Raw genomic sequence first — 24133 nt, forward strand, 5'->3', positions numbered from 1 at the left:
ATCGGTGCCGGACTTAAGATTTATATTTTATTTATCAATGGGTTATAGCTTGTTTGATAGGAGTGGGTTGAGGTCTTAAACCCCAATCATCTCCCGCACTTTGGCCGTCAGGTGATCGAAAGCGAATGGCTTGGTGATCAGCTGCATGCCTGCGTCGAGAAAGCCTGCCCGCACGGCGGCATGTTCGGCATAGCCGGTGATAAACAGGACTTTCAGGTTCGGACGTAATTGCCTGCCTATTTCGGCCAATTGCCGGCCATTCATGCCAGGCAGGCCGACGTCACTGATCATCAAGTCGATGCGCTGCCCGGACTCGAGAATCGGCACTGCGGTACCGGCGTCCCTGGCTTCGACAAAGGCATAACCCAGCTCGCTGAGTACTTCGCTGACCAGCACGCGAACGACCGGGTCGTCTTCGACGATCAGCACGGTTTCACCTGCTTTGGCATAGGTGGCGTTGCTTTGATAGCTGAGGTCGTCGTGACCGTCCTCACCGCGAAAGCGTGGCAGATACAGCCGAACGGTGGTGCCGACGCCCACTTCGCTCTGGATGGACACGTGACCATGGGATTGCTTGCTGAAGCCGTAGATCATCGACAGGCCAAGGCCGGTGCCCTGACCAATCGGTTTGGTGGTGAAGAAAGGGTCGAACGCCCGATTGACCACACTTTGTGGCATGCCGCAGCCACTATCGCTGACGCTGAGGACCACATAATCCCCCGGTTGGAGATTTTCCTGGTCGTCAGTGAAGTTTTTGTCCAAACGCTGATTGAGCGTGCTGATCGTCAATTGGCCGCCTTCTGGCATCGCATCTCGGGCGTTGAGTACCAGATTGAGCAGGGCGTTTTCCAGCTGATTGGGGTCGGCCTCCGCGGTCCACAAGTGATCATTCAGGTGCATGTCCAGGTGGATGCTTTCGTTGAGGCTGCGATGGATCAACTCGCCCATGGAGTTGATCAGTTGATTCATCTGCACCGGTTTTGAATCGAGCGACTGCCGACGTGAAAAGGCCAGCAGGCGATGAGTCAGTGCTGCGGCGCGGTTGGCCGAGGTCACGCCCAGATCGATCAAGCTGTCCAGGTCCTTGGTACGCCCACGTGCCAGGCGCCTTCGCAGCAGCTCAAGACTGCCGATGATGCCGGTCAGCATGTTGTTGAAGTCGTGAGCAATACCGCCGGTGAGCTGGCCGACCGCTTCCATTTTTTGTGACTGGCGTAGCGCTTCTTCGTTGTGCCTGAGTTGTGAAGTCCGCTCTTCGACCTGTTGTTCAAGGGTCTCGTTGAGACGATGAATTTGCTCCTCGCCCTGTTTTCGCTCGCTGATATCGGAGGTCACGCCCATCAGCGAACTGACTTTGCCATCCTTGCCGCGAATCGCCCGGGCACGCACATCGATCCAGTTCAGTGAACCATCGGGCCAGACATTACGGTACTCGATAATGTAGTCATCGCCTGACTGCAAGCTGTGCTGCAGAGCCGATTGCATCCGGGACTGATCGTCGGCAAACACTGACTTCAGCCAGTCGTCATAGGTGAATGTGTCTTCTTCGTCGCGCCCGTAATGGGACTTGCTGATCGCCGAGCAGGTCAGGTTCAGGTCAACGGCCTCAAGCTGCCAAGAGCCCAGACGCCCGGCTTTCAGCGCATTCTGCAAACGCTGTTCGCTTTCCAGAATGTCTTCCATCCGCACGCGCGCTTCGTATTGTCGGCGACGACTGCGAAGTGCGGTCGTCACCAGACTGACCAGCGTGGCCGGATGAAAAGGGCGCTCCAGAAACGTCACGTTGCCCAGATGAGCGCCAAGCCTGGCCGATGGGTTGTGCTCCGGCCCACCGTGATGGGTCAGCAACACGATGGGCATATCCGACCAGGCAGGCTGCTGATCCATAAGGGCCAGCAATGGGCTTATGTCTGTGTCGTGCAAGGCTTCGTCAGCGATGATTGCCAGTCCGGCCCCGGCCGCCAGCTCTTTGCACAGCTGTGGTAAATCGGAGGCGATCAGCGCCGCGAAACCTGCCTCTTCGAGAAGCATCAACGCAATCTGACTGTCTCGGCCGTGGGGAGCCAGGATGATCGTCCGCTCGGATAACGGTCCCGGAATGCTCACGCGTTTTCATCCCGCATCAGCGGTTTGCTCTCCCCGTAGTAGTGGGGAACCCCGCGCAACACGCCTTGAAAGGCATCCAGTGGAGCGCCGATCTTCAAGCCCTGACTGCCGATCCGGTATTCTCGAATGGTCGACTCGTGAGTGCCAGTGCGTTTTTTGATAATGGAAATGGCCCGACGAACCTCGCCCAATGCTTCGAAATAGCGCAGCAGAATCACGGTGTCCGCCAGGTAGGTAATGTCCACGGGCGCTCGCATATCACCGACCAGCCCATGTTGGGCTACGGTCATGAAGGTCGAAGCGCCTTGGCGATTCAAATAGAGCAGCAATTCATGCATATGCAGAATCACTGCGTTTTCTCCGGGCATCGCTGCCTGATAACCGTTGATGCTATCGATGACGACGGTTTTGATCTGCTTTTCTTCGACGCATCGTCGCACCCGATGGGAGAACTCACCCGGCGACAACTCTGCTGCGTCCACTTGTTCGATCATCAAGTTACCGGTGGCTTGCAGCGCATCCAGGTCAATGCCCATTTTTTTCATGCGCTCGAACAGCAGGCCCATCTCTTCGTCGAAGACAAACAGCCCGACCTTTTCGCCTCGAGACACTGCTGCGGCCGCGAACACCAGCGCGATCAGTGTTTTTCCGGTACCGGCCGGGCCAAGGATCAGTGTGCTGGAGCCGCCCTCGATACCACCGCCAAGCAATGCGTCCAATTCGGTAATTCTGCTACTCAGCTGCGTGCGTTCGTAGCGGCTACGATGTTCCGCGGCCACAAGACGAGGGAACACATGAACACCGTCAGCCATGATGGTGAAGTCGTGGAAACCACCGCGATATTTCTGCCCGCGGTATTTCACCACCCGAAGACGGCGCCGTTCAGCGCCATAGTCGGGGGTCAGTTCTTCAAGTCGAATGACACCATGGGCGACACTGTGCACGGTCTTGTCCAGGGACTCGGCAGTCAGGTCATCCAGCAGCAACACGGTGGCGTCATAGCGCGCGAAGTAATGCTTGATCGCCAATATCTGTCGTCGATAGCGCAGAGAGCTTTGTGCCAGCAGACGAATTTCCGAAAGACTGTCGATAACCACGCGGATTGGCCTGACGCGCTCGACCACTTCAAAAATTTGCCGGGTCGCTTCACCCAACTCCAGGTCGGATGAATACAGCAGGCTTTGCTGATTCTCGGCATTGAGCAAGCTTTCCGGTGGCGTCAGCTCGTAGAGCTCGATGTTGCTATCAAACTCCCAGTCGTGGGACAGCGCACTTTCGCGCAGTTCGCGCTCGGTTTCTGAAAGGGTGATGTACAGCGAGCGTTCACCCGCTCTGGCGCCTGCCAGCAGAAACTGCAGGGCTACCGTCGTTTTGCCGGTTCCGGGTTCACCTTCGACAAGGAAAACATGACTGCGAGAAAGGCCACCCGAGAGGATGTCGTCCAGACCAACAATGCCGGTTGCCGCTTTTGATGTCATCAAGAATCGCCCCCTTACGACCTGGGAAAGTATTCGTGCAACCATGATTCGACTGCTCGAACAGTCTGGCTGCGGGGTGCACACAGCATGGCCCGATTCAATGACTGTCTTATCTCTGGACCGCAGCCCACTCTGACCGTTCACACTTTCGTGGTAGTTTCTTTTAGAACTTCTCCAACCAAATGAATGCCTGTCATCGTCCTGTAAATGGCACAACCGCAACCTTACGGCTGACCGGGCAGGCTTGTTATAGTCTGAGCGCCATTCAAACCTGCCATTGCCCATCATTATGAGTTTTCGAGGATGACTGCCGTGTCTGATTACCAAGCCTTTCACGTCGAGCTGAACGACAACATCGCCCATGTGCAGATTAATCGGCCGGAAAAGGTCAACGCCATGAACGCCGCGTTCTGGACTGAAATCATCGATATTTTCCAGTGGATCGATGAAACGGACGAGGTGCGTGTCGTGGTCTTGAGTGGTGCGGGCAAACACTTCTCGTCAGGCATCGACCTGATGCTGCTGGCCTCGGTTGCCACTGAACTGGGTAAGGATGTCGGGCGTAATGCACGCTTGCTGCGCCGCAAGATTCTGCAATTGCAGGCCTCCTTCAACGCCGTGGATAACTGTCGCAAACCGGTGTTGGCAGCCATTCAGGGTTACTGCCTGGGTGGTGCCATCGATTTGATTTCAGCCTGTGATATGCGTTACGCCGCTGAAGATGCACAATTCTCGATCAAGGAAATCGACATGGGCATGGCGGCGGACGTCGGCACTTTGCAGCGTCTGCCGCGTATCATCGGCGACGGTATGTTGCGCGAACTGGCCTACACCGGGCGTACTATGGGTGCAGAAGAGGCGCGCAGTATCGGCCTGGTCAACCGCACGTTCGTCGACACGCCGAGCCTGCTGGAAGGTGTGTTGGCCATTGCCCGAGACATTGCCAGCAAGTCGCCGATCGCCATCGCCGGTACCAAGGAAATGATCAGCTACATGCGCGACCATCGGATCGATGACGGCCTTGAGTATATAGCGACCTGGAACGCGGCAATGTTGCAATCAGCGGACCTGCGGCTGGCGATGACCGCGCACATGAGCAAACAGAAAGCCGCCTTCGACAATTAAAGCTCAACAATGAAGGCCGAACCGGGCACTGAGCCGCAAGCGGTCAACGTGACTTGCGCAAGCAGAGGAGATTTTTCATGACAGCCCCCAAGCGTTGGACAACTGCCATTCTCGATACCCAGCTCAGCGGCGGTTGGGCCGTGGTCCACAGTGCCCAGGGTTTTCTGCTTGATAGCAATGGCGTGATGTTCCCTCGGGAATGGCTCAAGCGTCAGGATCTGCCGGTGCTGAGTGAACATGGTATCGGCCATTTTGATGGTGAGCCGGTCTATATACTGGTACTCAAGCACCCGGTTGAAGTCGAGGGTTGCACTTGGCAAGGGCTTCGCCAGTTCATGCTGGAGGATGACTTCGACATCTACAAGAAGCTCAGCTATGCCGCGCAGATCAGCACTTGGGCTCGGGAACATCGGTTCTGTGGCAGTTGTGGTCAGGAGATGCTGCAAGTGTCGGGCGAACGCGCGATGTACTGTGCGCAGTGCGATTTGCGTCACTACCCACGTATTTCACCGAGCATGATCGTGCTGATCACCCGGGGTGATGAGATCTTGCTGGCGCGCTCGCCGCGCTTCGTCGCTGGCGTCTACAGCACCCTGGCAGGGTTCGCCGAGCCGGGGGAGTCTGCCGAGGACTGCGTACGCCGCGAAGTGATGGAAGAGGTGCAGATAGAAGTCCAGAACATCCAATACATGGGCAGCCAGTGCTGGCCGTTTCCGCATTCGATGATGCTCGGGTTCCATGCCGAATACGCGGGTGGCGAGATTGTCCCGCAGGTTGATGAGATCGAAGACGCGCGCTGGTTTCACATCAACGACTTGCCACCGCTACCGGCCAGCCGTTCCATTGCGCGCTATCTGATCGATCTGTATCTGGCCCGGCGCTCAGGATCAGTTGAGCCAGTGTTGCCAGGCTAGGCGCACGGTCAGCCCCAGCACCACGATAATGAACACTGGGCGGATAAATTTTGCGCCGCCCTGAATGGCCGTACGAGCCCCAAAAAAGGCCCCGATCATCAGTGACGAGCCCATGCTCAGGCCGATCAGCCAGTCGACCTGGCCGGAGAAAATGAATACCGACAGCGCCGCGGCATTGCTGACGAAGTTCATGCTGCGCGCCACGCCGCTGGCTTTTACCAGATCCAGTGGGTAGAGCAGCAGACTGCTGACCGTCCAGAACGCGCCTGTGCCAGGCCCGGCGACACCGTCATAAAAACCCAGTCCCAGCCCTTGGGGCAGTTGCCACTTCTTCTTGATCGGTGCGTTGCTGTCCAGCGGCGCCTTGGGTGTGCCGCCGAACAGCAAGTACAGGCCGCACCCGAACACGATCACCGGCAGCATCTGGTTGATCCATTCTGCAGGCAGATAATGCGCAACCACTGCGCCGATCGACGCCCCGACGGCCGTGCCAATCAAGGCGTGGAGCCATTGCCTGGGATCGAACAGCTTGCGCCGGAAAAAGGTGTAGCTCGCCATCGCCGAACCGAAGGTCGAGCTGAGCTTGTTGGTGCCGAGGACCAGATGCGGTGGAAGCCCGGCGGTCATCAGCGCAGGGGTGGTCAACAAGCCGCCACCCCCGGCGATGGCATCGATGAAACCTGCAACAAAAGCGACGGCGGCGAGAATGGCGAGGGTGGTCAGGTCAACGCTGAGTTCAAAAGGCATGGGAGGGATCGACTTATACGACGTTGGGCAGAATGGCTGCGCCAGAAGGCGGCCATTTTACCCATAACCGGCTTCGCCAGCCTACAGCTCATCAACCTTGACCCAACGCTGCTCCTGAGCCGCCAACCGAATCGCCGCCGCCAATCGCTCGACCTGCCACGCTTCTTCGAAATCCGGCCCTTCATTGCCTTGGCCGCAGACCGCCTGAATCACGGCATGGACTTCCAGCGTCTTCAATTCGTTGTAGCCCAACTGATGCCCTGGCGCCGGGGAGAACGCGGCGTACCCGGGCAGAGCCGGTCCGGCGAGTATTCGCTGGAAGCCATCCAGGCCGGCCTGGCCTGTGCGGTAGACCCGCAATTCGTTGAGTCGCTCCTGATCGAACGCGAGAGTGCCCCGTGTGCCACTGATTTCGAAACTCAGGTGATTTTTGTAACCATGCTTGAGCCAACTGCTGCTGAACGTACCGCGTGCACCGTTGGCGAAGCGCAGCAGCGCGTGGGTTTGATCATCCACGGCGATGTTGCGCAGTTCCCTGCTGCCCGCGGCTGTCGGACGCTGGGCATGCACAGTATGAGAGTCGGCACATACCGCGTCGATATCACCCAACAGATGGCGGGCCAGTGCCAACAAGTGGCTGCCCAGATCCGCCAGAGCGCCGCCAGCGTGGGCCGCTTCGCAGCGCCATGACCAGGGTGTTGTCGGATCACCCATGAAATCTTCGCTGAACTCGCCCTGAAAACTGACGATTTCGCCCAGTTCACCCTCTGCGATCATCTGCCGTGCCAGGCCGATGATCGGGTTGTGCTGGTAGTTGTAACCTACGCGCGTGACCACCCCGGCGGCGCTGGCCGCCCGACGCATTGCATCGGCCTGGGCGAGGCTGACTGCCAAGGGTTTTTCGCAATACACTGCTTTGCCAGCGGCCAATGCGGCCATGGCCATGGGGTAGTGCAGATGATTGGGTGTGGTGATCGCCACCAGTTGCACATCGGGATTGTCGATTAATTGTTGCCAGTCGCCGTGGACATGGTCGAAACCCCAGTCGTCAGCGCATTGCGCGGCACGCGCGGCATCGGCATCGGCCAGCGCCGCGAGGTGAATCCGTACTGGTAACCGGAACGCGGCGCTGACGTTGCGAAAGGCCATGGCATGCGCCCGTCCCATGAAGCCCGTGCCGATCAGGCCAATCCCCAGCGTAGGCATAGAAGGTTCAGGTATGAAAAATTCGCGCATGACAAAGCCCTTTTGAAATTGTTGTTCGGAAAATATATTCTCTATTTGTTATTTATGGAATTTATATTCTTTGTTGTGCCCATAAAAAAGACAGCCCGAAGGCTGCCTTTTCGTGTACTGAAGTGTGGCAATCAGGAAAGAAAGCCACCGTCCACATTCAACGAAACACCGGTGGTGTAGCTGGAGGCATCACTCGCCAGATACAACACTGCGCCGGCCATCTCACTGGGGGCAGCCACGCGCTTGAGCGGGATCTGCGCCAGGGCCATGTTCAGGATCGCGTCGTTCTTCACCAGCGCCGAGGCGAATTTGGTGTCGGTCAGGCCTGGCAGCAGGGCGTTGCAACGGATGCCGAAGGCTGCGCATTCCTTGGCAAATACTTTGGTCATGTTGATCACGGCGGCCTTGGTCACCGAATAGATGCCTTGGAACACGCCCGGCGAGATGCCGTTGATCGAGGCCACGTTGATGATGCTGCCGCCGCCGTTTTCACGCATCAACTTGCCGGCTTCCACGGACATGAAGAAGTAGCCGCGAATGTTCACGTCCACGGTTTTCTGGAATGCGCTCAGGTCGGTGTCCAGCACGTTGCAGAATTGCGGGTTGGTCGCGGCGTTATTGACCAGGATGTCCAGGCGCCCAAACTGCTCGCGAATCTGCGCGAACACGCTGCTGATCTGTTCCATCTCGCCAATATGGCAGGCAATCGCCGTGGCCTTGCCGCCGTCGGCGATGATCGCGTCGGCCACATGCTGGCAGCCATCGATCTTGCGGCTGGAGACGATGACGTGAGCGCCTTGCTGGGCCAATAGTTTGGCAATGGCTTCACCGATACCGCGGCTGGCGCCGGAAACGAAAGCGATTTTGCCGTCGAGGTCGAACAGTTGGGTCTTGGACATGTTGTCTTCCTTATATCGTCACAATCAAAGGCTGGATTTATCGATCACTTGCAGGCTCATCTGCTCCAGCAGCTTGTTCATTTGAATGAACTGCGCAAAGCGTTTGTCCTGGGTCTGGCCATGAAAAAAGCGGTAGTAGATCTGCTGCACGATGCCGGCCAGGCGGAACAGGCCGTAGGTGTAGTAGAAGTCGAAGTTGTCGATCTGGATTCCGGAACGCTCGGCGTAGTAATCGACGAACTGACGGCGGGTCAGCATGCCGGGGGCATGGCTGGGCTGGCGGCGCATCAGTTGCACGGGCGCTGGATCACCGGCTTCGATCCAGTAAGCCAGGGTGTTGCCCAGGTCCATCAGCGGGTCGCCAATCGTGGTGAGTTCCCAATCCAGTACGCCGATGATTTGCATCGGGTTAGTCGGGTCGAGAATCACGTTATCGAAGCGATAGTCGTTGTGCACGATGCTGGAGACCGGGTGATCGGCCGGCATCTTTTCCTTGAGCCAGGTCCTGACCTTTTCCCAGCTCGGCGCGTCGGGGGTCAGGGCTTTTTCGTAGCGATCACTCCAGCCACCGATCTGGCGCTCGACATAACCTTCGGGCTTGCCCAGGTCCGCGAGGCCACAGGCCTTGTAGTCGACCTGGTGTAGCTCGACGAACTTGTCGATAAAATTTTTGCACAGTGCTTCGGTTTGCTGAGCGTCGAAGTTCAACTCAGGCGGCAGGTCGGAGCGCAGGATGATGCCGTTGACGCGCTCCATGACATAGAACTCAGAGCCAATCACCGTCTCGTCCGTGCAGTGCACGTACGCCTTGGGGCAGTAGGGGAAGCCCTCACTCAATTGGGTCAGGATGCGGTATTCGCGGCCCATGTCGTGGGCGGACTTGGCTTTATGGCCAAAAGGCGGACGGCGCAGAACGAACTCCTGATCCGGGTATTGAATCAGGTACGTCAGGTTCGAGGCACCGCCCGGAAACTGGCTGATCTCAGGCGAGCCACTAAGGCCGGGAATATGCGCCTTGAGGTAAGGGTCGATGAGGCTGGCGTCGAGTTCTTCGCCAGAGCGGATCTTGGTGGACTGGTCAGTAAGCGCCATGCTTATCCCTTCTGCTTATTATGGAGTGCAGAGATTATTGACTAATCTAATGCGGCCACTGTCCGCTCACAAGCTGGAAACGGCCTTATAGGTGAGCGTGTTGCAGGCCAATCATTGGCTTTTATCGCTGCGAACCTGCGACGAGCAGGCGAAAAAAAACCGAAGCCCTGAGACCTCGGTTTTGTGTGTATCGCTGTCGGTTCTTAAACCGGGAACAGCTCGCTCAGTTTCATCGCCAGCATCATGTCGCCTTCAGCGCGCAGCTTGCCGCCCATGAAAGCCTGCATGCCGTCGGTGTCGCCGCTGACGATACCTTTGAGGGTGTCGCTGTCCATGACCAGGGTCACATTGGCGTTGGTGTTTTCGCCTTCTTGCAGTTCGCACGTGCCGTCTTTGACGATCAGCGAGTAGTTTTTGTCGTCATCGATACGGAAGCCGAAAACCAGGTCCAGACCTACAGCGGCACTTGGGTTGAACTTGGCTTTCATTGCTTGAACGGCGTCGGCTACTGAGGTCATGGTTTTATCCTTTTGGATGGGGCTTGTGGTTAGGTTTCTAGCGACCTATCAAGTCGCGGTGGGCCGGGCTCAGCGATAAGTGATGAGCTCCGGCGCCTTCAACAGTTGCAGGTGCGCATGACTGTTGAAGGAAGCCAGGGTTACCTCGCGACCGCGGAATTTAAGCTGGTTGAGCGAGGTATTGACGATTTGCCAATTAAGTTCGAACGCCTGCCGTGCGGGCAGTTGGGTGATCAGGTGGAGCAGGGCGGTGATGGTGCCGCCGGAGGTGAAAATGGCGATCCGGTCTTTGCTGCCGGCCCCCTCGAGAACCTTGTGCAAGCCCGACTGAACCTGCTCGACGAAGCCGAGCCAGCTTTGCAGCCCCGGCGTGTCGTGGTTGCCACTGAGCCAGCGGCCGATGATCAAGGCGAACAGCCGCTGGAACTCGGCGCGGTTTTGCGCGGCATTGCGCAGAACATGCAGGGCTTCAGGTTCATCAGGGAGCATCGCCGGGAGCAGAGCACGGATCACTGCGTCGGCATCGAATTCATTGAAGGCTGAATCGATTTCAAGCGGGGGCGTGGCTTGTCCGGCCGCGTTGAGTTGGGCCATTGCCGCCTGAGCGGTATGCTGTTGGCGACGCAGGTCCCCAGACAGGCAACGATCAAAGCTTAAACCTAGCTGTGCCAGGTGTGCGCCGAGTATCTCGGCCTGGCGAATACCCGTGGGCGACAAAACGTCATAGTCGTCTGCACCAAAGGAGGCTTGGCCATGTCGAATCAAATAGATGCTGCCCACGTCCACGTCATCCCGGTACGTTGAAGGTTTCGCGAGGTTATGAGGATGCTCAAAGCCTGTCAATGAAAAAACATACGCTTGTTTGAATAGTTGTTTGCTGAATGTATTGCTACATGCGCGCAGACTGGTCGTCTGCAGGGCGCGCCGGTATGCTTGAGTGATTCATAGCCCCTTGGTTGGAGGGGCACAAAGTCTGTAAGGAGTAACTGTGGAGTTTCTTGTCGAGTACGCAAACTTTTTGGCCAAGACGGTCACCCTGGTGGTCGCCATCCTGATCGTGCTGGCGGCGTTCGCCTCACTGCGGAGCAAAGGTCGCCGCAAGTCTGCCGGCCAGTTGCAGGTCAGCAAGCTCAATGATTTCTATAAAGGACTGCGCGAGCGTCTTGAGCAATCGTTGCTGGATAAGGATCGGCTCAAGGCCTTGCGCAAGGAGCAAGGCAAAAGTCTGAAAAAGGAGAAGAAACTGGCCGAACCCAAGCCTCGGGTGTACGTGCTGGATTTCGACGGCGACATCAAAGCCTCCGCGACCGAAAGCATGCGCCATGAAATTACCGCTCTGCTGATCCTGGCCACGGCCAAGGACGAAGTGGTCCTGCGCCTGGAAAGCGGTGGGGGCATGGTTCACAGCTATGGCCTGGCTTCCTCGCAATTGGCCCGTATTCGTCAGGCGGGCATACCACTGACCATCTGCATCGATAAAGTCGCGGCCAGTGGCGGCTACATGATGGCCTGTATTGGCAACAAGATCATCAGCGCACCCTTTGCCATTCTGGGCTCCATTGGCGTGGTGGCGCAGTTGCCCAACGTCAACCGCCTGTTGAAAAAGCATGACATCGATTTTGAAGTGCTGACGGCCGGTGAATACAAACGCACCTTGACTGTGTTTGGCGAAAACACCGAGAAGGGTCGAGAGAAGTTCCAGGAAGAGCTGGACATCACTCACACGCTATTCAAGAACTTCGTGGCCCGCTACCGCCCACAACTGGCCATTGACGAAGTGGCCACCGGCGAAGTCTGGCTCGGCATGGCGGCGCTGGACAACCAGTTGGTGGATGAACTCAAGACCAGTGACGAATACCTGTCTGAGCGCGCCAAGGTCGCTGAAGTCTTCCATTTGCATTACTCCGAACGCAAAAGTTTGCAGGAGCGGGTAGGTCTTGCTGCCAGCAGTTCGGTAGATCGTGTGCTATTGAGCTGGTGGAGTCGATTGACTCAGCAACGTTTTTGGTAGGCATAAGTTGCCTCGTCACACGCTCTGTGTGACGAGGACACAACTGACAGCAAAAAGCCCGGAGCTCGATAGAGGCCCGGGCTTTTTTTCAGTCGCAATCAGCGTCTGCGGAACAGCGGTAACGGCTCGTCGGTAGCGGCTTGATAGGTCACCGAGAAATCCTTGAGGCCTTCAAGGGCTTCATACGGGTCTTTATCGGGACGAATCGCAAAGGCGTCGAAGCCACAGCGGCGCATGTAGAACAATTGGTCGCGCAGCACATCGCCAATCGCCCGCAGTTCGCCTTTGAAGCCGTACCGATCACGCAGCAGGCGTGCATTGGAGAAGCTGCGCCCATCGGTGAACGCCGGGAAGTTCAGGGCGATGACCTGGAACTGGTGGACGTCGTCGCCGATTTCCTCGGCTTCTTCGTCGCTGTCCAGCCACACGCCAAGGCCGCCGTCACGCGCTTTGAGGGCGTGACCATGATCCATCCACAGCGCCAGCGGCACGATCAGGTCGTCACAGTTGGGCAGGTCGTCGAGCGTCGCGTCCTTGGGCAGTAAATGCCAGGTCTCGTCAATGACTTCGTTGTTCTTAATGATTCGCTGCATAGACGCGCTCCTTGAAAGGGTCAATGCCGATACGCTGGAAAGTGTCGATGAAGCGCTCATCTTCGTTACGTTTTTCCACGTAAACGTTGATCAGCTTTTCGATCACATCGGGCATCACGTCCTGAGCGAAAGACGGGCCGAGGATTTTACCCAGGCTGGCGTCACGGCTGCCGCTGCCGCCGAGGGACACCTGATAAAACTCTTCGCCTTTTTTATCCACGCCCAGGATGCCGATATGGCCAACATGGTGGTGGCCGCAGGCATTCATGCAACCGGAAATGTTCAGGTCCAGCTCGCCGATGTCGAACAGGTAGTCCAAATCGTCAAAACGACGCTGGATGGCTTCGGCGATCGGGATCGATTTGGCGTTGGCCAGCGAGCAGAAGTCACCACCGGGGCAGCAGATGATGTCAGTCAGCAGACCGATGTTCGGCGTGGCGAAACCCTGCTCGCGCAGCTCGCCCCACATCGCGAACAATTGGCTCTGCTCGACGTCGGCCAGAATGATGTTCTGCTCGTGGGAGGTGCGCAGTTCACCGAAGCTGTAGCGGTCGGCCAGATCGGCCATGCCGTCGAGCTGTTTGTCGGTGATGTCACCGGGTGCGACGCCCGTCGGCTTGAGCGACAAGGTAACGGCAGCGTAACCCGGCTTCTTGTGCGCCATTACGTTGCGCGTGCGCCAGCGAGCGAAACCAGGGTGTTCTTTATCGAGCTGAGCCAGTTCGGCGTGTTGATCGCTGAGGGTTTTGTACTCAGGGTCGACGAAATGCCTGGCGACGCGCTGTACTTCGGCTTCGGTCAAGGTGGTCTGGCCCCCCCGGAGGTGGGCCATTTCCGCGTCGACTCTTTCGGCGAACACTTCTGGTGTCAACGCTTTGACCAGGATCTTGATCCGGGCCTTGTATTTGTTATCACGGCGGCCGTAGCGGTTGTAAACCCGCAGAATGGCGTCCAGATAGCTCAACAGGTCCTGCCACGGCAGGAACTCATTGATGAAGGCCCCGACCACTGGCGTACGGCCAAGGCCGCCGCCTACCAGGACACGGAAGCCCAGTTCGCCCGCAGCGTTGCGCACCGGCTCCAGGCCGATGTCGTGCACTTCAATGGCCACACGGTCGCTGGTCGAACCATTGATGGCGATTTTGAATTTGCGTGGCAGATAGGCGAATTCGGGGTGGAACGTCGTCCATTGCCGAACGATCTCGCACCATGGGCGCGGATCGACCAATTCGTCGGCTGCAACACCGGCAAATTGATCGGTGGTGACGTTGCGCAGGCAGTTACCGCTGGTCTGAATCGCGTGCATCTGTACAGTCGCGAGCTCAGCCAGGATGTCCGGCACGTCTTCCAGCGCCGGCCAGTTGAACTGGATGTTCTGACGGGTGCTGACGTGGGCATAGCCCTTGTCGTAATCGCGGGCGATTTTGGCCATCATGCGCACCTGACGTGAAGTCAGCTGGCCATAAGGCACAGCCACCCGCAACATCGGCGCAAAGCGTTGAATATAAAGGCCATTCTGCAGGCGTAGCGGGCGAAACTCTTCTTCGCTCAGCTCTCCGGCCAGATAGCGTCGGGTCTGATCACGGAACTGCTTGACGCGGTCCTCGATGATCCGCTGATCGTACTCGTCGTATACGTACATATAGGTCCTGTTCTCAGGCTGCTTACAGCAAATCCGCGCGCACGGCCGCGCACTCCCAACGGAGCCGAAGGAAGATACCAGTTTGCAGTTATGCGCAAAAGTGAAGTTTGAGTATATGCAAAGAACCAAAAGAACTAACTGGCCAGAGTCGATCGGATAACCCTACTTGAGCAATGGGCAATGCTCGACTTTACTGTGGGCGTGATCGCGGCAATCTGATGTCAGAGCAGTGGTCACGCTTCATGTGCACTCACCGACAAAAACTGAAAAGAGGCGATGCAATGAGCAACCCTGTCAAAGCAGCGAAAACCGATAGCAGCGTAGATGCCTGGGCCATTTTCTTCATTATCATCCTGGTCGTATCGACGGCCGTATTCTGGGTGAGCCACCAATAACGCAATCAACCTGCGCCTGTCCGGCATGATTGTCGGACAACGCGCTAAACGGTTTCAAAGAGCCAGCAGTCAGGCAGGTATACTGCCTGACTTTTTTCGGGCTCACGTAAAGATGTTTAAGCCTTTTTGTAGATGCTTGTTGGCGTTGAGCTGCTTCTGGCTAACGGCGGCTCAGGCGGCGACGGTGGTTTTCCTCAACCCGGGCTTGTCGACTGAAACGTTCTGGGTCAGTTACTCCGCGTTCATGCAGGCGGCCGCCAACGACCTGGGCATGACGCTGCAAGTGCGTTATGCCGAGCGCGATCCTCGAATCATGCTGAGTCAGGCGCGCGATGCCTTGATCGGCCCAAACAAGCCTGACTATCTGGTGTTCGTCAACGAACGGTATGCCGCCCCGGAAATCCTCCGTCTGTCTCAAGGCATCGGGGTCAAGCTGTTTGCGGTCAACAATACCCTCACCTCTGATCAGATCAAGATGCTCGGCGATGTACGCAGCCGCTTTCCGAACTTGATCGGGAGTCTGGTGAGCAATGACGAGGAGGGCGGGTATCTGATGGCCAAGGAGCTGATTCGCCAACACCCGAAAGTTGCCGCTGGCCAGAGCATCGACATGCTGGCGTTCTCCGGCGCGACAACCACACCCGCCGCGCAGCTCCGTGAACTGGGCCTGCACCGCGCCTTGGCTGAGCATCCTGAAGTACGTCTGCGTCAGCTCGTGCAGGCTGGTTGGGAGCGAGAGCGGGCGCAAGAGCAGGCCCGGCAGTTGTTCAAGCGCTATCCACAAACGAGCCTGGTATGGTCCGCCAATGATGAAATGGCGTTTGGTGCCATGGCTGCGCTGCGCGAAAGAGGCGGCCAGCCGGGCAAGGACGTGTTATTCAGCGGGTTGAATTGTTCGACGCCCGCTTTGCAGGCGCGACTGGATGGAAGTTTGAGCGTTCTGGTTGGCGGGCACTTCACAGTGGGTGGCTGGGCCATGGTGATGCTGCACGACTATGACGTGACTAAGAAACAGGATCGGAAATACCTTGGTGAACACCAGTTGCGCGTGTTGCAGCTTATCGAACCACACGATGCCGAGCGTCTGCTTAAGGCTAGTCGCGATGATAACTATGGCGTCGATTTCCGCACATTCAGCCTTGCTGGAAAAACCGCGCCGACGCATTACCGGTTCTCCCTGAAAAGCATACTGCCTTGAGTCGCGGTACAACGTTGGCCTGGGTTTAACCCACGGCAAAGTGCAGCACCAGTTGCACGATGCCAAACAGGGTCAGAGCGAAAACCGCCGTGAACAGCACCCCTATAATCACAAAATGACTGGGTTTGCCGTGGGTAAAATCCCGTGCGCGATTTTTCCCGCTTTGCACGCCAAACGCCGCTGCCATTACGCTCAGCAACATTTGCCAGAAAGTCGGCGGCTTGTTGTCGGATGAATCGTCCATACACCCTCGCGAATTCGCTTCGAAGTAGAAGAAACTCACTGGAGGATAGTCAAATCAGGGGAATATGCCGCCAGGCGCTGGCTTTGAGTTGTTCAAGCCGCCGATCAACATTCACTGAAAAACGAAACGGCCCAGGCAGGCCGCTTCCTTAAAGCTCAGTCGAGGCAATACTCAGTTGTCATAACCCAGGTTCGGCCCCAGCCAGCGTTCAGACACGCTCAGGTCCTGGCCTTTGCGCGCGGTATAGCTTTCGACCTGGTCCTTGTCGACCTTGCCTACGGCAAAGTATTGCGCCTGAGGGTGAGCGAAATACCAGCCACTTACCGATGCCGCCGGGAACATGGCGTAGTGCTCGGTCAGGGTGACGCCGCTCTGGCCGGATTGCCCGTCTTCAGCGCGGTCCAGCAAGTCGAACAAGGTGCCTTTCTCGGTGTGATCCGGGCAGGCTGGGTAACCCGGCGCAGGACGGATGCCGCTGTATTGTTCCTTGATCAAATCCTCGTTGGCTAACTGTTCGTCCTTGGCATAACCCCAGTAGTTTTTCCGCACCTGCTGGTGTAACCACTCGGCGCAGGCTTCGGCCAGGCGGTCGGCCAGGGCTTTGACCATGATCGCGTTGTAGTCGTCGCCTTTGTCCTGATAGGCCTTGGACACTTCTTCAGCGCCGATGCCGGCGGTGGTGATGAAACCACCCACGTAATCGGTCACACCGCTGTCCTTGGGGGCGACGAAGTCCGCCAGGGAGAAGTTCGGCTTGCCGTCGGTCTTGATGATCTGCTGACGCAAATGATGCAATTTGGCCAAGGGTTGACCGTCGTTGCCATAGAGCTGCAGATCATCGTCGTCGACCTGATTGGCAGGCCAGAAGCCAAACACCGCCCGGGCGCTGATCAGCTTTTCGTCGATCAGCTTGTGCAGGATGTCCTGAGCATCGGCAAACAGCGAGGTCGCCGCTTCACCCACGACTTCATCGGTGAGGATGCGCGGGTATTTGCCCGCCAGATCCCAGGAGATGAAGAAGGGTGTCCAGTCGATGTATTCGGCCAGTACATTCAGGTCGATATTTTCCAGCACCTTGACGCCGGTGAAGGTGGGTTTGACGGGTTGATAGTTGGCCCAGTCGAACTGCGGTTTTTTGGCCAACGCCGCGCCGTAGCTCAACCGCTCGGTGCGTGAGCTGCGCGCGGCGGTGCGCTCACGCACCTCGATGTATTCGAGCCGGGTTTTCTCGATGAATGCCGGTTTCAGTTCCTTGGACAGCAATTGTGTGGCCACGCCGACGGCGCGGGACGCATCGGTGACATAGATCACCGCGTCATTGCTGTACTTGGGTTCGATCTTTACCGCCGTGTGGGCCTTGGAGGTGGTCGCGCCGCCGATCATCAGCGGCAGGCTAAAGCCCTGGCGCTGCATTTCCCGGGCGACATGCACCATTTCATCGAGTGATGGCGTGATCAACCCGGACAGGCCGATGATGTCGCACTTCTGCTCCTTGGCGACCTGCAGGATTTTCTCTGCCGGCACCATGACGCCCAGGTCGACGATGTCGTAACCGTTGCAACCCAGCACCACGCCGACAATATTCTTGCCGATGTCATGCACGTCGCCCTTGACCGTGGCCATGAGGATTTTGCCCTTGGCTTCCGGTTTGTCGCCTTTCTCCAGTTCGATGAACGGGATCAAGTGGGCCACGGCCTGTTTCATCACCCGAGCCGATTTCACCACCTGCGGCAGGAACATTTTCCCCGAGCCAAACAGGTCGCCGACGATGTTCATGCCGGACATCAGCGGGCCTTCGATCACTTCGATCGGGCGGGCGAACGATTGCCGCGACTCTTCAGTATCTTCAACGATATGCGTAGTGATGCCTTTGACCAGCGCGTGTTCCAGGCGCTTGTTGACGTCCCAGCCACGCCACTCTTCGGTTTCCGCTTCCTTGACGCTGCCGTCACCCTTGTACTTGTCGGCAATGGCCAACAAGGCATCGGTGGCGTGCGGGTTACGGTTGAGGACCACGTCTTCGACGATGTCGCGCAGCTCAGCCGGGATCTGGTCGTAGATCTCCAGTTGTCCTGCGTTGACGATACCCATGCTCAAGCCGTTGCGGATCGCATACAGCAGGAACACCGAGTGAATCGCCTCACGCACCGGATTGTTGCCACGGAACGAGAACGACACGTTGGATACGCCACCCGAGGTCAGGGCGTGGGGCAGGTGGTCGCGAATATAGGCACAGGCGTTGATGAAATCGACCGCGTAGTTGTTGTGCTCCTCGATACCCGTGGCGATGGCGAAGATGTTTGGGTCGAAGATGATGTCTTCCGGCGGGAAGCCGACTTCGTTGACCAGGATGTCGTAGGAGCGCTTGCAGATTTCTCTCTTGCGCTTTTCGGTATCCGCCTGGCCGTCTTCATCGAACGCCATCACCACCACGGCGGCGCCATAGCGCTTGCACAGTTTGGCGTGATGGATGAACTGCTCGACGCCTTCCTTCATGCTGATCGAGTTGACGATGCCCTTGCCCTGAATGCACTTGAGGCCGGCTTCGATCACTTCCCACTTGGAGGAGTCGATCATGATCGGGACGCGCGAGATGTCCGGCTCGCCAGCAATCAGATTGAGGAAGGTCACCATGGCCTTCTTCGAATCGAGCATGCCCTCGTCCATGTTGATGTCGATCACCTGAGCGCCGGCTTCGACCTGCTGCAAGGCGACTTCGAGGGCTTCGGTGTAGTTGTCTTCACGGATCAACCGGGCGAAGCGCGCGGAACCGGTGATGTTGGTGCGTTCGCCGACGTTGATGAACAGCGAGCTGCGATCGATGGTGAAGGGTTCCAGGCCCGACAGGCGGCAGGCTTTTGGAATATCCGGGATCACCCGCGGCGGGTACTTGCTCACCGCGTTGGCGATGGCCTTGATGTGCGCAGGGGTAGTGCCGCAGCAACCACCGACGATATTAAGGAAGCCGCTCTGGGCAAATTCTTCGATGATCGCAGCGGTCTGGTTCGGTTCTTCGTCGTATTCACCAAAGGCGTTGGGCAAGCCAGCGTTCGGGTGCGCTGAAATATAGGTGCCAGCCTTGTCCGACAGCTCTTCCAGGTACGGGCGCAAATCGGCTGCACCCAGTGCGCAGTTCAAACCCACCGAGATCGGTTTGGCATGGCTCACCGAGTTCCAGAACGCTTCCGTGGTCTGCCCGGACAGCGTGCGTCCGGAGGCATCGGTGATGGTCCCGGAAATCATGATCGGCAATTCAAAGCCGACTTCTTCGAACACGCCCTGCACGGCGAAGATCGCCGCCTTGGCGTTGAGGGTGTCGAAAATCGTTTCGATCAGGATCAGATCGGCGCCGCCTTCGATCAGCCCGCGTGTGGCTTCGGTGTAGTTTTCCACCAGTTGATCGAAGGTCACGTTGCGGTAGCCAGGGTTGTTCACGTCCGGCGACAGCGAGCAGGTGCGGCTGGTCGGGCCGAGGACGCCGGCCACGAAGCGTGGTTTATCCGGCGTTTCCAGGGTTTTTGCGTCGGCGACCTTACGGGCGAGGCGCGCGCCCTCTACGTTCAATTCGTAGACCAGTTCTTCCATGCCGTAATCGGCCTGGGAAACCTGGGTGGCGTTGAAGGTGTTGGTTTCGAGGATGTCGGCACCGGCATCCAGATAGGCCTTTTCGATGGCACCAATCACGTCTGGACGACTGAGAATCAACAAGTCGTTGTTGCCTTTGACATCGCTTGGCCAGTCGGCGAAGCGTTTGCCACGGTAGTCCTGTTCCTCCAGGCGATAGCTCTGGATCATAGTACCCATGCCGCCATCGAGAATCAGAATGCGCTCTTTGAGGGCTTGCTGGAGAGCGTGAAGGCGAGCGCTGCGGTCGGACATAGGACTACCTGAAAAGGCTGATACAGAAGGTCCGAGATAATAGCAAACCTGCGCGCTTTTAGTGAGAGTCGGGCTTTTGCATGAATATCGCTCATGTTGCCGAGGGTGTTGGATATGAATCGGTACGAGAATATCTAATAGCAGTTCGTGCCCGCGTGGAGGGGTGGGAACGATCAAGCCTCGACAGAACATGGCCCGCAGCCATCTACCAGTCATCAATCCATAGCAACCTTTTCGCCCTTATCACGGTCCGACGTATCAAGACGTCCTGAGATAGCGATTTATTCGGGGTCCTTGATTGTGATTTAAAAACAGGTGAGTTGCGGATGTTGATTTCGGTTCAAGCCCTGCGGGCACTCGCCGCGTGGGTCGTTGTATGTCACCACTTCATGCAGATCTTCTTTGATTTTCATGCCAAAGGCCCCGTGGGGCAGTTCTTCGTCGACAAGGGGGCGGTAGGGGTCGACATTTTCTTCGTGATCAGTGGGCTGGTGATTTACCTGTCGACTCAAGACAAAGACATGCCGATCGGTCGCTTCATGATTAATCGCATCATCCGTATCGTTCCGGCGTATTGGGTCTACACGGCGGCCATGGGGCTGCTGATCGTCGTCGCCCGACCGCTGATGCCCCATGCTGCGATCGACTGGCAGCATTTCATTCTTTCCCTGTTGTTCATTCCTTCGGAAAATCCCGGCGGTTACGGCATGTATCCGACGCTGAATGTGGGTTGGACGCTGAATTACGAGATGCTCTTCTATCTATTGTTCTCGCTGGTGTTCCTGGTTCATCAGCGCCACCGTCCGTTGATTGTCGCAACCGCGCTATTTGCCGTCAGTGAAGTGCTGACCCGCTACGGTTTGATCAGCCATTTTTATCGCAACGACATCGTTTATGAGTTCCTGCTGGGCATCGGCATCGGCGTGATCTACCGCCGCGGCTGGATCGTTCATGGGCTATGGCTGCCGCTGCTGGCGATTTCCGGTGCCTTGGTCACCCTCTATCACCTCACGCCTTCAGATCGATTCTGGAACTGGGGCATGCCCAGTGCAGTGATTGTTGTCGCGTGCATCTCGCTGGAGCCCTATTTCGAGGGCAACCGATTACTCAAGGCGCTGGGCGACTGTTCCTACTCGGTATATTTGCTGCACGTATTGGTGCTGTATGGCGGGTGGCTGGCGTCCGAGCGCTATGGGCTCAACCCTTACGCGGTGTTTGCGGTTTGCGTGCCGTTGATCGGCCTGGGTGCCTGGGGCAGCTACGAATGGATCGAAAAAGGGCTTTATCGCCACCTTAAAGGCTGGCTGGACAAGCGGCGGGACGCGGGCGAGGCGGTGGCTCTTTCCCGACATAATTACTAGGACTTTGTACGTCGCTGATGATTGGCGTAAACTGCGCCCACGTCTGCGAGGAATTTTCATGACCGCTATTACTATTACCGATGCCGCCCACGACTATCTGGCCGATCTGCTTGAAAAGCAGAACACTCCGGGCATCGGCATCCGCGTGTTTATTACCCAGCCTGGCACCCAGTACGCTGAAACCTGCATTGCTTATTGCAAGCCGGGTGAAGAAAAGCCTGAAGACAAGGCTATCGGCCTGAAAAGCTTCACTGCCTGGATCGATTCCTTCAGCGAAGCCTTTCTGGATGATGCTGTTGTCGATTACGCCACTGATCGCATGGGCGGCCAGCTGACCATCAAGGCGCCAAACGCCAAAGTACCTATGGTCAATGCCAACAGCCCGATCAACGAGCGCATCAACTATTACCTGCAAACCGAGATCAATCCGGGGCTGGCCAGCCATGGCGGTCAGGTCACACTGATCGATGTGGTCGAAGAGAACGACGAAAATATTGCGGTTCTGCAGTTCGGTGGCGGTTGCCAAGGTTGTGGTCAGGCCGACCTGACCTTGAAGGAAGGGATTGAGCGTACCTTGCTCGAACGTATCCCCGAGCTTAAGGGTGTACGTGACGTGACCGACCACTCGCAAAAAGAGAACGCTTACTACTAAGGCGCTTTCGATCTAACGAATAAAAAATTGCCCCGACTGGTTCGGGGCTTTTTTTGCCGGTGCGGCCGGTTTAACTGGCCTTGGCGCACCCGGCAGGATTGAGCACGCGATGGCTTGAAGCAGGGTTCTTGCTCAGCGCAGCGCCGGTGCGAGCCGGACGCGGCAGGAGTTGCCCTGAGCAGTTAGGGCAGCGACCGCTCAGTTTGCTTTGCGCGCAATCGCGGCAGAACGTGCACTCGAAGGAGCAGATCAAGGCTTCAAGGCTGTCGCCAGGCAGGTCGCGGTCGCAGCATTCACAGTTCGGGCGAAGTTCAAGCATGGGGGGTGACCTCGTTTGCAGGTGTTTTTAGGGAGACCGGGGCTGACACGTGTTGCCAACAATGCCAAACACCCTCGGTCCTTGGCAATCAGGGTCGGAATAGATGCGCATGTCCGGCCCGATACAGCGAAGACTCGGTGAACTGGTCATTGGCCAATACCCGGCCCACCAGAATCAGCGCGGTGCGGCGAAACCCCTTGGCCTGAACCTTCTCTTGAATGTCGGCCAGGGTCCCCGTTACCCAGTCCTGATCCGGCCAACTGGCGCGGTGGACCACAGCAATCGGGCAGTCGGCGCCGTAATGCGGGACTAATTCAGCGACGATTTTGTGCAGATTGTTGACCCCCAGATGAATCGCCATGGTTGCCCGATGTTGCGCCAGACTGGCTAGTTCCTCACCGGCCGGCATCGACGTTTTATCGGCGTAGCGGGTCAGGATCACGCTCTGGGAGATATCCGGCAGGGTCAGCTCGGTGCCCAACAGCGCAGCGCAGGCGGCCGTGGCGGTGACGCCGGGGATGATTTCGAAGGGTATAGCCAGCTCGCGCAGGTAACGAATCTGCTCACCAATCGCACCGTACAGACTGGGATCGCCGGAGTGCACCCGCGCGACATCCTGACCTTGTTCATGAGCCGATTTCATCAAGGCAATGATTTGTTCGAGGTGCAACTCGGCGCTATTGACCACCTGTTCGGCCTGATGCCCTTCCAGCACAGCAGCCGGTACCAGCGAGCCGGCATAGATGATCACCGGGCAGCTGCGGATCAAGCGCTGACCTTTGACCGTGATCAGTTCGGGGTCGCCGGGGCCTGCGCCGATAAAAAAGACGGTCATGGGTTCTCCAGAATCTAGCGATGGGCTTTTGCAAGGAAGTGGGGCCGCCGGATTATCAACGATTCGGTGCGTCGCCGGCCAAGGCAAATGTGGCCTGTGGGTTTTTCTGTCGGCTGACCAGTAATTCGCCGGGACGATTGCTCAGCTGTTGCGACAATGCCAATGCACAGCTTTCAGCCACGCCGTAACAGCCGGTATGGGCAAATGCGATGTTTGAACGATGGCTGAGTTGCGTTTCGAAAGCAGTTAGCTGGGCCGCACTGAAAAACACCAACGGCAGGCCCAACTGCTCCGCCAGCGCGAGCAAGCCCGGTTCAGCGCGTTTTTGGTCGATGGAGGCGAGGGCTGTGATGGCTTCAATCGCCAGGCCGTGAGTCTGCAAGCTCTGTTCAATCAGTTCAAACAACAGGCTTGCAGGGCAGCCACGTTGGCAGCCGAGACCGACTACGAGGATCGTCGACATGGCGGTTCCCTCTTGGTGTCGGCAAAGGGCGACAGGAGACCATGGCAAAGCGCCGGGCGTCAATCGAACACGCCCTGGTCATTGACCTCTATCGGGTCACTGCGTAGCCTTGCGCTTTCGAGGTTCTCCGGCATTGGCCGGAGCTAAGAAGGGAACGCGGTCGATGCCGCGGCTGCCCCCGCAACTGTAAACGGTCATGTTCATTGCACAGCCACTGCCAGCTCCCATCTGTGAGCCGCGGGAAGGCGCGATGAGTGTGTGTCGGACACTGTCTTTATAGGCTGTCGACACGCCACCGTAAGCCAGGAGACCTGCCTCGTAACCAGATTCTCACTACAACCGGGCGGGGTGATCCGGTGGCGAATTGATCCGCGTACATGTGCTGCGTGGTTATCGTCCTGTTTGCCCGCCGCTTTGCCAAAGGGC

Annotated in this window: 21 protein-coding genes and 1 riboswitch; of the genes, 6 read left to right on the forward strand and 15 right to left on the reverse strand. The window is 57.5% G+C overall.

The window, feature by feature from the left end; all coding sequences use genetic code 11:
- Window positions 1–75: 75 nt before the first annotated feature.
- The gene (locus AC1MEE_RS07985; RefSeq protein WP_480414799.1) at window positions 76–2106 is read right to left on the reverse strand and encodes a response regulator; all 2031 of its coding nucleotides are present in this window, start codon (window positions 2104–2106) and stop codon (window positions 76–78) included.
- Window positions 2103–3584, reverse strand: coding sequence for an ATPase domain-containing protein (locus AC1MEE_RS07990; protein ID WP_480416178.1), 1482 nt, complete (start codon window positions 3582–3584; stop codon window positions 2103–2105). Before AC1MEE_RS07990 ends, AC1MEE_RS07985 begins: the two co-directional genes overlap by 4 nt.
- A gap of 312 nt (window positions 3585–3896) precedes the next feature.
- Between AC1MEE_RS07990 and AC1MEE_RS07995 the strand changes: the two genes are divergently transcribed.
- On the forward strand, window positions 3897–4709 hold the full coding sequence (locus tag AC1MEE_RS07995) for a crotonase/enoyl-CoA hydratase family protein (protein WP_480414801.1): 813 nt from the start codon (window positions 3897–3899) through the stop codon (window positions 4707–4709).
- Window positions 4710–4786: 77 nt separating this feature from the next.
- Window positions 4787–5623: an NAD(+) diphosphatase gene (nudC, locus tag AC1MEE_RS08000; RefSeq protein WP_480414802.1), complete on the forward strand. Its 837-nt coding sequence runs from the start codon at window positions 4787–4789 to the stop codon at window positions 5621–5623.
- On the opposite strand, the gene AC1MEE_RS08005 is transcribed toward nudC, so the two are convergent.
- From AC1MEE_RS08005 to AC1MEE_RS08030, 6 genes are all read right to left on the reverse strand, one after another.
- Window positions 5597–6370, reverse strand: a complete 774-nt coding sequence (locus AC1MEE_RS08005; protein WP_480414803.1) for a TSUP family transporter — start codon at window positions 6368–6370, stop codon at window positions 5597–5599. The genes nudC and AC1MEE_RS08005 overlap by 27 nt on opposite strands.
- An 81-nt stretch (window positions 6371–6451) precedes the next feature.
- A complete protein-coding gene (locus tag AC1MEE_RS08010) occupies window positions 6452–7606 on the reverse strand; it encodes a Gfo/Idh/MocA family protein (protein ID WP_480414804.1) in 1155 nt (384 codons plus the stop codon).
- A 131-nt stretch (window positions 7607–7737) separates the two neighbouring features.
- Window positions 7738–8505 (reverse strand): SDR family oxidoreductase, encoded by a 768-nt coding sequence (locus AC1MEE_RS08015; protein ID WP_480414805.1) that lies wholly within the window; start codon window positions 8503–8505, stop codon window positions 7738–7740.
- A gap of 24 nt (window positions 8506–8529) precedes the next feature.
- Window positions 8530–9597, reverse strand: coding sequence for a phosphotransferase family protein (locus AC1MEE_RS08020; RefSeq protein ID WP_480414806.1), 1068 nt, complete (start codon window positions 9595–9597; stop codon window positions 8530–8532).
- Between the two features lie 203 nt (window positions 9598–9800).
- Complete coding sequence (locus AC1MEE_RS08025; RefSeq protein ID WP_480414807.1) at window positions 9801–10115, reverse strand: SCP2 sterol-binding domain-containing protein; 315 nt, start codon at window positions 10113–10115, stop codon at window positions 9801–9803.
- A 69-nt stretch (window positions 10116–10184) separates the two neighbouring features.
- Entirely contained in the window at window positions 10185–10895 is a 711-nt protein-coding gene (locus AC1MEE_RS08030; RefSeq protein ID WP_480414808.1) for a histidine phosphatase family protein, read from the reverse strand.
- A gap of 208 nt (window positions 10896–11103) precedes the next feature.
- Between AC1MEE_RS08030 and sohB the strand changes: the two genes are divergently transcribed.
- The gene (sohB, locus tag AC1MEE_RS08035; protein WP_480414809.1) at window positions 11104–12126 is read left to right on the forward strand and encodes a protease SohB; all 1023 of its coding nucleotides are present in this window, start codon (window positions 11104–11106) and stop codon (window positions 12124–12126) included.
- A 98-nt stretch (window positions 12127–12224) separates the two neighbouring features.
- Here sohB and AC1MEE_RS08040 read toward each other — a convergent pair whose 3' ends face one another.
- Both AC1MEE_RS08040 and AC1MEE_RS08045 read right to left on the reverse strand, forming a co-directional pair.
- Window positions 12225–12719, reverse strand: coding sequence for a DUF934 domain-containing protein (locus tag AC1MEE_RS08040; protein ID WP_480414810.1), 495 nt, complete (start codon window positions 12717–12719; stop codon window positions 12225–12227).
- A complete protein-coding gene (locus AC1MEE_RS08045) occupies window positions 12703–14361 on the reverse strand; it encodes a nitrite/sulfite reductase (RefSeq protein WP_480414812.1) in 1659 nt (552 codons plus the stop codon). The genes AC1MEE_RS08040 and AC1MEE_RS08045 overlap by 17 nt, the downstream gene beginning before the upstream one ends.
- Window positions 14362–14868: 507 nt before the next feature.
- On the opposite strand from AC1MEE_RS08045, the gene AC1MEE_RS08050 reads away from it, so the two are divergent.
- On the forward strand, window positions 14869–15954 hold the full coding sequence (locus tag AC1MEE_RS08050; RefSeq protein ID WP_480414813.1) for an ABC transporter substrate-binding protein: 1086 nt from the start codon (window positions 14869–14871) through the stop codon (window positions 15952–15954).
- Window positions 15955–15979: 25 nt separating this feature from the next.
- Here the strand turns inward: AC1MEE_RS08050 and AC1MEE_RS08055 are convergent, their stop codons facing one another.
- Window positions 15980–16198, reverse strand: coding sequence for a DUF2970 domain-containing protein (locus AC1MEE_RS08055; protein ID WP_480414814.1), 219 nt, complete (start codon window positions 16196–16198; stop codon window positions 15980–15982).
- 171 nt (window positions 16199–16369) lie between these two features.
- On the reverse strand, window positions 16370–20077 hold the full coding sequence (gene metH, locus AC1MEE_RS08060; protein ID WP_480414815.1) for a methionine synthase: 3708 nt from the start codon (window positions 20075–20077) through the stop codon (window positions 16370–16372).
- A 326-nt stretch (window positions 20078–20403) separates the two neighbouring features.
- On the opposite strand from metH, the gene AC1MEE_RS08065 reads away from it, so the two are divergent.
- Window positions 20404–21438 carry an acyltransferase family protein gene (locus tag AC1MEE_RS08065; RefSeq protein ID WP_480414816.1) on the forward strand — a complete coding sequence of 345 codons (1035 nt, stop codon included), beginning with the start codon at window positions 20404–20406 and terminating at the stop codon, window positions 21436–21438.
- A 58-nt stretch (window positions 21439–21496) separates the two neighbouring features.
- Window positions 21497–22090: a Fe-S biogenesis protein NfuA gene (gene nfuA, locus AC1MEE_RS08070; RefSeq protein WP_480414817.1), complete on the forward strand. Its 594-nt coding sequence runs from the start codon at window positions 21497–21499 to the stop codon at window positions 22088–22090.
- Window positions 22091–22160: 70 nt separating this feature from the next.
- Here the strand turns inward: nfuA and AC1MEE_RS08075 are convergent, their stop codons facing one another.
- The 3 genes from AC1MEE_RS08075 to AC1MEE_RS08085 form a co-directional block, all read right to left on the reverse strand.
- Window positions 22161–22409: a DUF1272 domain-containing protein gene (locus AC1MEE_RS08075; protein WP_480414818.1), complete on the reverse strand. Its 249-nt coding sequence runs from the start codon at window positions 22407–22409 to the stop codon at window positions 22161–22163.
- Between the two features lie 88 nt (window positions 22410–22497).
- Window positions 22498–23244, reverse strand: a complete 747-nt coding sequence (gene cobM / locus AC1MEE_RS08080) for a precorrin-4 C(11)-methyltransferase (protein WP_480414819.1) — start codon at window positions 23242–23244, stop codon at window positions 22498–22500.
- Window positions 23245–23299: 55 nt separating this feature from the next.
- Window positions 23300–23707, reverse strand: a complete 408-nt coding sequence (locus AC1MEE_RS08085; RefSeq protein ID WP_480414820.1) for a cobalamin biosynthesis protein — start codon at window positions 23705–23707, stop codon at window positions 23300–23302.
- 103 nt (window positions 23708–23810) lie between these two features.
- Window positions 23811–24040: riboswitch (cobalamin riboswitch) on the forward strand.
- The last annotated feature ends 93 nt before the right edge of the window (window positions 24041–24133 follow it).

This window comes from Pseudomonas sp. ASL3, from assembly GCF_056680425.1.